The 9,580-nt window shown below is 45.8% G+C and carries 5 protein-coding genes; 3 read left to right on the forward strand and 2 right to left on the reverse strand.

Going from position 1 to position 9,580, the window contains the following annotated elements:
- Nucleotides 1-16 precede the first annotated feature (16 nt).
- On the reverse strand, nt 17-5,602 hold the full coding sequence (locus V7Q33_RS20695) for an alpha-2-macroglobulin family protein (protein WP_333821117.1): 5,586 nt from the start codon (nt 5,600-5,602) through the stop codon (nt 17-19).
- 160 nt (nt 5,603-5,762) lie between these two features.
- On the opposite strand from V7Q33_RS20695, the gene V7Q33_RS20700 reads away from it, so the two are divergent.
- Both V7Q33_RS20700 and V7Q33_RS20705 read left to right on the forward strand, forming a co-directional pair.
- Nucleotides 5,763-6,860, forward strand: coding sequence for a mechanosensitive ion channel family protein (locus V7Q33_RS20700; protein WP_333821119.1), 1,098 nt, complete (start codon nt 5,763-5,765; stop codon nt 6,858-6,860).
- A gap of 333 nt (nt 6,861-7,193) precedes the next feature.
- Nucleotides 7,194-7,826: a response regulator transcription factor gene (locus tag V7Q33_RS20705; protein WP_331975731.1), complete on the forward strand. Its 633-nt coding sequence runs from the start codon at nt 7,194-7,196 to the stop codon at nt 7,824-7,826.
- Here the strand turns inward: V7Q33_RS20705 and V7Q33_RS20710 are convergent.
- A complete protein-coding gene (locus V7Q33_RS20710) occupies nt 7,818-8,633 on the reverse strand; it encodes a sensor histidine kinase (RefSeq protein ID WP_331975729.1) in 816 nt (271 codons plus the stop codon). The genes V7Q33_RS20705 and V7Q33_RS20710 overlap by 9 nt on opposite strands.
- Before the next feature lie 158 nt (nt 8,634-8,791).
- Here V7Q33_RS20710 and V7Q33_RS20715 point away from each other — a divergent pair, with 158 nt between their 5' ends.
- Nucleotides 8,792-9,520, forward strand: a complete 729-nt coding sequence (locus tag V7Q33_RS20715; RefSeq protein WP_331975727.1) for a L,D-transpeptidase family protein — start codon at nt 8,792-8,794, stop codon at nt 9,518-9,520.
- The last annotated feature ends 60 nt before the right edge of the window (nt 9,521-9,580 follow it).

The following is a 9,580-nucleotide window of genomic DNA, read 5'->3' on the forward strand; positions in this document are numbered from 1 at the left end:
TCTGTGGGAAATAATTTTACTGCGCGGCTGGTTTGACCACTTCTACTACTTGACCTTTCTGGCGGGCGTAGATGCTCTTGTCATACATAGCTTCGCAGGTAGTTGCGGGAAGATAGAACGACCCCGCGTAGCTTGCTGTGAGCATAACGCGGAAAGTTCTGCGCTCGTTGGTATATAAACTGAAATAAGTATATACTCTGTCATCACGGATATCCTGATAATCGAATGGCGATGATTTGACAAACTCTTCATCTCCCTGCAAACGCAGGTTGTTAATCTCCCATCCTGAAGGGAACACCTGCGATAGCGCGAGGTTCTCATATCCAGAACGTATACCTGTGTGCGCAACGGTAACCTCCGCTATAAATTCAGTGCCTTGTGTTAACTGCACGGGACTGATCTCACGACCATCTGTATCGGTATAGCGAATGTTCAGCGCGAGGTTGCTTTCAGCATTCTCTTCCTGGCCGCGGGCCGGGGTGCCTTCCATAATCAGTCGCGCGAATAACATGCCTTTGCTTTCACTTACTATTTTTATATTCTCTTTTTTCAAGCCTGTTATTGGTATCTGCACTTGTGCAATGGGCAGGTCAGTGCTGGCATCCACTGTCTTGCCTCCCAGTGTGTAAGAGAACTTCAGTGCGCCTTGCTTTTCAACGCTGGCAAATGTACCTACCGCTTTCAGACAGAACGCTGTCTCCTGCGTGCTCATCCAATAGCCATAATCGCTGAGGTAGTGCGATATTTCTTTCAATACTTCAAATGCTTTTGTCTTTTCGTTCAGTAACAAAAGTGTTTCGAGTATAAGCGCGCGGTCACGCACATCAGAGCCATAGCTATAGCTCAGCTCACGGTAGGGCTTAAGTTTCGTGGAAAGATTTGCCACTAATTTCTTAGCCGCTTCTGGTTGACCGGCCTTGGCATAAGAAGCTGCCAGCATCCATGCAGCGGTTGATGTGAGATTACCCTGTTCACGTAAGCGGTTCATTGCACCTACTTCCGGCGATCCTGCTAATGCTAATGTATATAGTCTGTACGCCTGCAGAAGATCGCTGCTATAGTATGCATCGTTTCGTCTCCATTCAAGGGCTTTATTCTTCTGATATTTCTTCCAACGCTTCAACATATCGGCCGGAACGTAATATCCTTTAGCTTCTGCTTCTACTAGAAAGTGACCGGCATACGATGTTCCCCACGAGTCTGAAGTTTCAGCACCGGGCCAGTAGCCAAATCCGCCATCACGTTGTATGAATGACTTGAGTCGTTCGATACCAGCCGTTACGTTGCGTTGAACATTCTTCTGTTCAATCGGCGTAAGCACTTTCACCTGGCTCAAATATAGCTGCGGAAATACCGAAGAAGTGGTCTGCTCTATACAACCATGTGGATACTGAATGAGGTAGCGTAAACGTGATCCTAAATTTACCGGTGGCATACTCGATATCTCCAGCACTGCCGAATTAGTTCCACTGATACCAAATGGTATAGCTTCCGCTGTCCATGTCTTGCCTGCTTCCAGCAATGACTCTGTTACTTTTGTTACCGGTAAATTCGGGTTGCGTACTTCGATCTCAATCACATCAGTCGCGGTAAATTTACCCGCGCTGGCGGTTACTTCTACTTTTGCTATACCGGCTTCCGATTTCACGGCTACATCAAAATCAACTGTAAGGTCGCCACTCGCAGGCATCGCTACCGACTTGCTTGCGCCACCCGCTACTGTAAGCGGACCGGATACTTTCACATCTACCTTTACATTCTTTATACCTTTCTCTTGCGTAAATAATGTTACCGGCAGCTTCAATGTTTCTTCCGGGCCGAGCACGCGCGGTAATGTAGCCAACACCATCAACGGCTTGCGTACCGGTGTAGCTTTCTCTGCTTTCCCATACGCGCCTTCATAGCCGGCTACCACCATTGTTTTCACCGAACCTATATATTGCGGCATCACGAACGTGTGTGTATTCGAACTTCCATCCAGTGTAAACGGACCGAAGAATTTTACGACAGGTTTAAAGCGGTTTGCACGGGCATCATCATCTTTAGGTGCTGCCTCCGCATCACCACCAATGGCCAGCAGTCGTTCAAGACGAGCACCAAAGGCTCCCATCACATCATCGTATACATCCCAAGTGCGTACACCCAGTGCTTCACGTGCATAGAAGCGGCTCCATGCATCCGGTGTTTTGAAACGCGTTATATCGAGAAGACCTTCGTCTACAACGGCTATCGTATAGGTCATTTTACGTTTCGTCTTCTCCGATACTTTAATAGAAACTTCCTGGCCCGGTTCAAGTACATCCGGCATCGTGATGACCGGCTCTAAGTGTGTAGCCGGATCTTCCACGCGTATGGAAGTGATACCATACAAACGTATCGGAAGATCGTTTACCGTCTGTGCATGCGGCTGCAGCAACGCTACATGTATATATACGTTCGGTGTCATCTCGGATGTTACATCAAAGCTGAACTTCGTTTCGCCTTGTTGTGTCTCTACCCAGTAGGTCTTCAGCACTTTGCTGCCATTCTCGATACTTACCAATGCGCGGCCACCCTGGGCACCACCTGGTATGGTGAGATTTACTTTTTCGCCAATGTTATAAGAACCTTTATCTGCAGAGAATGAAAGCATGGTAGCACCTCCGCGCGAATCATCATCACGATTGCGGCTATACCATCCAGGCTCATCTATATAAATAATCTGCCCCGTACAATGGCCCGATACCGGATCGCACACCCGCACAAAGTATCTTCCATATTCATACTCACCTTGCTTCATCTCAAACGTCCACGAACCTTTGCCATTTACGGTTTTTGCTTTGCCGCTCTTTACCAGTTTAGAATAGGATCCTTCCACATAATTCGCCAGGCTCTCTTCGGAGTTATCCCACCACCAGCGCCAGCCGAGCTTGTACATATTAATATCAAGATCATTGCGCGACACGGGATTGCCGGAACCATCCACCGTTACGAGGTCTATCGTATGCTGCTTATCAAAATATAGTATGCCGCTATACTTCTCACCTTCCGGAGCTTTCATACCCACGTAGCTTTGATAAGGTGAGTAAGGTATACTAAAGCGGTCGATGCTGAAGTTTCCGCTCTCTTCAAATACTTTGCCGCGGAAAATGGCATTTAAAAATCCGGGTGCAGCAGAATTTGATTCAAGGCTTACATTTACGGTTGCCTTACCTTCGTCATCCGTAAGTCCTTCAAACACCGGTTGTGCTTCGCTGTTGAACTCGCGCGCAGGATCTTCAAATATATAGTCAGGATATTTCGGGAACTGTGTAGGCACTTTCACCAATAACATATCGAATTCCGCTTTGAGGTTACGACCCGGAGCACCGTGCAACCATTTTACATCAAGCTTGCCGGTAGCATTGGATGAAGTGAATCGATCTATACCAAAATCGAGGTTGATCTTTAAGCGGTTGGGTTTTACGGTTTCAATCTTTAGCGTTTGCGAAAATTCAGTCCCGCCTACTTTTACGCGCCCTGTCCAGTTGCCTGTTGGTGCATCGGCACTGGTAGCGGTAGCAAATTTATAGAAGCCATTCTCAGATGTTGAACGAACCAGCCTGTTCACCACCTGCCCTTGCGGGTTATACATTTCGAACACCACGGGGTGTGAAGGCGGCATCAGCTTGTTTTTGTCTTCAAGTATAAATGTCAGGTATAGCGAATCGCCCGGGCGCCATACACCGCGGTCGCCATAGAGAAATCCTTTTATACCACGCTGTATTACTTCTCCGGATACATCGAAGTTACTTACAGCAAGCGCATCGCCATTGGTAATTTTCAGGTAGCCGCGCTGTGTACCGTTCTTCGCAATCACTGCGAAAGGCTGCTCTTTGGAGTTGATCGTTGCCTTACCATCCGAATCGGTTGAAGCGGAACCAATCAATTGCTGTTGGTAATCGTATAGCTCCAACTGAACACCTGCCAATGGTTGTGTAGTCTTCAGGTCGTTTACAAATACAAGTATATTTCCATCATCACCACTTTTGGCGGTCAGGCCCAGATCTGAAGCCAGTACATTTCGCTTGATGCTTCTGTTTGATGTATAGTAAGACGAATGGCACGGATTATCGCGCTGTTCCCAGTCATAATCCTCACCATAGTAATATTCATCGTACGAATCATAGTAGCCTTCATCATAACCATAGTCTTCTTCATATTCTTCAAACTGGCTTGTTACCTCCTCTCCCGTGGTTTCTTCCCCATCGCAGTTATAGGTTGAGTAGGCTTTCTTGAAACTGAGCTTCACCTGGTATATAGCACCGGGTTCTGTACTGATCAATTTGGAGAGATCAAGTGTGAAGCGATTCCATTTACCGAGGTCGGTAACACCTGTGTTATCCAACTGAATGGTTTTGGTAATGATCTTTTTACCTACCCTTCGCATCTCCTGGTTTCCTTCCAGGTTGTTTACCTGGAAGAACTGCAGAATGTTATTTTCAAAAACTTTTACAATCGTTACATCTACGGCATTCAGGTTAACGGCTTCAAACGGCAGCACCATACCATCGGTGCTGGGCAATATAGATCCCTTGCCTGTAAAGCGTACGGCCGGTGATACCTGCTCGAACACAACCTCAGCCGTAGCGTTGTTCTTCATTTTATAGTCGAGTATATTCCGGATGCCAGCTTCGATCGTTACTGTCTTTGAGCCACTCTGGCGCACGGACGGATATACCCATATCTCATTGTCATGTATATCAAAATCGAGACTGGCAAGGTCTGTAATAGAAATAAGGCCTTCCAGGTTTTGCTTTTCTTTTAACGGGTCAGAGAATTGAAGCACAACATATTGATTGGGGTTCTGCACAACCTTTGCATTCATCAGCTTGAAATCGCTCAGCGAAGGTATCTCCACATCTTCGGCTTCACTGCGATCTATACCCAACGGCTCACCGGTAATGGCAAGCGTTACTTTACTTGCCTGGTCCTTTCGTGCCACATCTTCTACAATAAAAGAATGCTGTTTACCATCCGGATTGTGTGTCCATGTAACATGAAGCGATTTACCTTCCTGTGCCGGCAGCAACATTTTTTCTACCGAAGCATTCTCGGCAAAGTCGGCCGTAGAAAGTGTGCCCTCAATCTTCTGACGTTTCAGCTCCGTTTTCACATAAGGCTTTATATTATCAACCGATACTTCAAAGTTCTGCGGTATTACCTGGAAGGTATATTCGAATGTGCCGAGTTCAGCCGGTACTTCCAGCAATTTGGAAAGCTCAAAGCTTACGCTATATACCTGCCCGGAAGCAAGGCGGCCTTCCGGAATAAACTCGACCGTGCGCCGGTCGAGCCACACCGTTTTACCTCCCACGGAAGGGCTTAACGAAAACAGCTTTACAGAACTTTCCTGTCCGATAAGAGAAGAGTCTACGGCATCTTTTGCAAGAATGATACGCAATGTAGAACCAGAAGGTATAACACCGGCAGTATAGGAAGTGATATACTCGCCAAAGGCGGGGTTGATATAACTGGGGCCGGGTTTGGTGCCTTTACTGTTTGTGAAGAAGAAAATTCCGGCAACAACGATAATGACCGCCACTGCACCGATGGCGATCTTTTTCCAGGGCAAACTGTTCATGGTTTTTTGTATCAGGTTAGAGTTCCCTAAAGAACGATGTTTTTTTTTGAAATATATAGCAGTTAAACTGTTTTACTTTTAAGTTCTACCATTGTGCGCTTCAGTGACCGGTCCGGCTGGCATTCATTTTTATATTCTTTGAGATTTGACAGAACAAAATATGAATCAGCTTCTGGAACGGGAATATTTTCACAACACGGTGCTGGACTACCTGATCGCAGCTTCCATTATTGTACTTGGCACGTTGCTCCTGCGGCTTTTTAAACGCACCATTCTAAGACGCCTGAAATTACTGGCCGATAAAACAACAACCCAGGGCGATAATTTTATTGTGAAAAGTATAGAGCGCTTCGGTGTTCCTGCCCTGAACTACTTTATTATTTACGCCGGGCTTACCTACCTGGAGCTTTCGGCCAAGGCGGAAAATGTACTGCGCATTGTTACGGCCGTGGTAATCACGTTCTTTGTGTTAAGGCTTCTCTCTTCTACCATATTGTTGGTATTGCAACACTATATCCGCGGGCAGGAGAATGGTGAAGAAAAAATTAAACAGCTGGCGGGTGTCATGCTGCTGGTAAATATCGTGATCTGGATACTCGGCGTTGTTTTCCTGATCGATAATCTTGGCTATAATGTAACTACCATCATTACCGGTTTGGGTATTGGCGGTATAGCGGTAGCCCTCGCTGCGCAGAATATCCTGGGCGACCTTTTCAATTACTTTGTAATTTTTTTCGATCGTCCCTTCGAAGTTGGAGATTTTATTATTGTTGACGACAAGATGGGCTCGATCGAATATATCGGGTTGAAGACAACCCGCATACGAAGTTTATCGGGCGAGCAGATCGTTATCGGAAACTCCAACCTTACGGGTGCACGCATTCATAATTATAAGCGCCTCTTCACCAGGCGCGTGATCTTTACACTTAACATTGATTATCGCACGCCGCTGGAAAAGCTCAAGCTTATACCCGATTTAATCCGCTCCGTGATCGAGCACGAACCGCTCACAAAGTTCGACCGTTCTCATTTTGCTGCGTATGGCGACTGGAGCCTGCGCTATGAGACGGTATATTTTGTGCAAGACCCCGACTATAATAAGTTTATGGATATTCAGCAGAGCATTAATATCAATATATATGATGCTTTGCTGAAAAATGAAATATACTACGTAACCGGCTTTCACATGCAACTCGCTCCGCCACCACCCAAGCCGGAGGAGAAAAAAGAAGACAAGGAAGCCGAACAAAAGGAATAGTTGCAAAAAAATTATTCAGGGTACCTGTTGACAGAATTCCTCACTTGATTCTGTATCACCATCAAGCAACGGCAATACAAACAAATAGAAATACTGGTTGATGCGTTGCAAATGTACTTTTACATTTTAATATTGTACACATATATAGTTGCCCACTGTGGCAGTATGCAACAGGTTGTATAATACTTTCACAAAGTCTCTCAGAAAAATTTAAATACTTAAATTTGGCATTGGAGATTCATCGATTCATCCCCGACCTTATAAATCCGGGATGGGTTTTTATCTCTGTTTAGAATATTATTGAAAGATCTAGCTCAAATGATTTTATAAAACATGGAACCGTTATCCTTTCTTACTGTAGACGATCAGGCGTTATTTCGCGAAGGACTTACTCTTGTATTGAATAAACTTTATCCGCAAGCACAGGTGAAGCAGGCGAGCAGCGGGCAGCAGGCGCTGGATGCCTTAAGTAGTAATAAATTTGACCTGATGCTGCTCGACATCGGCATGCCGGGAATGAATGGAATGGAGGTTGCCAAACAGGTAATGCTCGATCACCCCGATGTCCGCATCATTGTATTGACGCAGTATAATGGCGAGGCGATGATTGCACACCTGGTGCAGGCTGGTGTACATGGATTTTTGTTGAAGAACAGTGAATCGAAGGAGATCAAGAAGGCAGTTGAAACCGTGCTCTCCGGCAAGCAATATATCACGTCTATGATTCATCCTTCGTTGCTAAAGGAAGAGAAGGCTAACAACGCTCCCTCTGTACGTTTCAGCAAACGCGAAGCCGATATACTCATGTACCTGAAGCTTGGTAAATCGAGCAAAGAAATTGCCGACAGGCTCTCGTTGAAAGAAAATACAATCAACAGTTATCGCGAAGATATGCTTCGCAAAACCAAGACAAGCAATGTAGCCGAGTTGATCTCGTATGCCTATAAGAATGGGGTGCTAGGCTGATGCACTCAGCGGCATCAACGGGAATTTGTCGGTGTTGTCTTTCTGCCGTGGATTAAATTCGATGATCACACGAAGGCCGCGAGGAGCGATCGGCTCTCTTCTGAACGTGGCGCCAATGCTATTGGCACGCTTCGCCAGGTTGATCGTTCCCATACCCGATGTCTTTTCTTCATTTTCTTTGCGCCTGTAATCAGAGCCGTCATCTTCTACGGTGATGGTAAGCAACTCATCTTCCCAATGCAGGTGCACGGAAATATTCCAGGCGTTTGAGTGCTTGATGGCGTTTGAAAAAAGCTCCTGCACCATGCGGAACAGGTTCAGCTTCTGGCGTTGATTGATTGGCACAGGATTGCCGCTCTGCACGAAGTGCATGTGCGTTCCTTTCAGCGCATCGAGCTTGTGGCACAATTCGCGAATGGCAAAGTTGAGGCTCATGCCTTCAATAAAATCAGGAGAAAGATTCCAGATTATATTCCGGATGCTTTCGATGGTGCGGTTAAGATTTCGCTTTACTACGATGAGCTTGGCTTCTACATGGGGAGGCAGTGCGTCTGCCTCGCGCATTACCAGGTCAAGATCGAGGTGTATAAGACTGAGCACCGTGCCCAGGTCATCATGCAGATCACTGGAGATGCGCTGGCGGTCATGCTCAATAAATTCATTTACCCGTGTCCACGGGATCTGTTCCACGGTAGGGTCGTGCTCCTGCGCAGCCTGCTTAACCTCCTTTCGCTTGGTGAGCCAGTAAAACGCCAGTGCCGTTACCGATGAACTGGCCAACGCCACCAGGATATAACTCATGATCATATTGCTAACTTGATTAATCGTTCTTTGAATCCGATATCAATAAGATTTTCAGTTTTACATGTTGTCAGGGCGTTGTCCTTGAATTCCACCCAAAAGCCCGACTTATGTGATGTAAAACATTCGTAATTTAAAATCATTATTGTAAACTTTCAGAAGTTATGAAGTTTGTTTTCGTCATGGCCATTATTTTGTTACAAACTGACTCATTTAAAGAGCATCAACAAAAATTTGAACGGGTAAAACAAGCGTATACCGAAAAGGAAAATGCGGTAAAAAGGCTTTTTCAGGAGAAGGATATCCGGTTTGATGGCTTCCACCTTTTTATACGGGCTTTTAAAAAGGAAATGAAACTGGAAGTATGGGTGCGCGAGCAGGACAAGGAGCAATATTCATTACTTACAGTATATCCTTTTTGCACCTTTTCAGGCAGCATAGGGCCCAAACGAAAAGAAGGCGATTTGCAAATTCCGGAAGGTATATACCAGATCAATCACTTCAATCCGCAGAGTAATTTTCATTTGTCGTTAGGGATCAATTACCCGAATGCCTCCGATCGGATATTAAGCGACCCCAGGCATCCGGGTGGTGCCATCTATATTCATGGAAATTGCGTTACGGTGGGATGTATTCCCATTACGGACGATAAGATCAAAGAATTGTATATACTCGCCGTAGAGGCGCGCAACAATGGCCAAGCCAGTATACCGGTGCACATTTTTCCTACGGCACTGGATGTAAGTTCGTTTGCTGCTCTGGAACAGGAATACAAAAATGCACCTGCGTTGACCAACTTCTGGAAGAACCTCCAGAGGGTGTATACCGACTTCGACAAAACGAAAAAACTTCGCCCGGTTCACATCGATGCCAGAGGGGGTTATTATTTCTGAATTTTATTTCCCACAGAACTCACAGAATTGCACAGAAAGAATTTTTGGCTTTCGTTCTGT

Source organism: Ohtaekwangia sp. (genome assembly GCF_036786105.1).
Classification (GTDB): domain Bacteria; phylum Bacteroidota; class Bacteroidia; order Cytophagales; family Cyclobacteriaceae; genus Ohtaekwangia.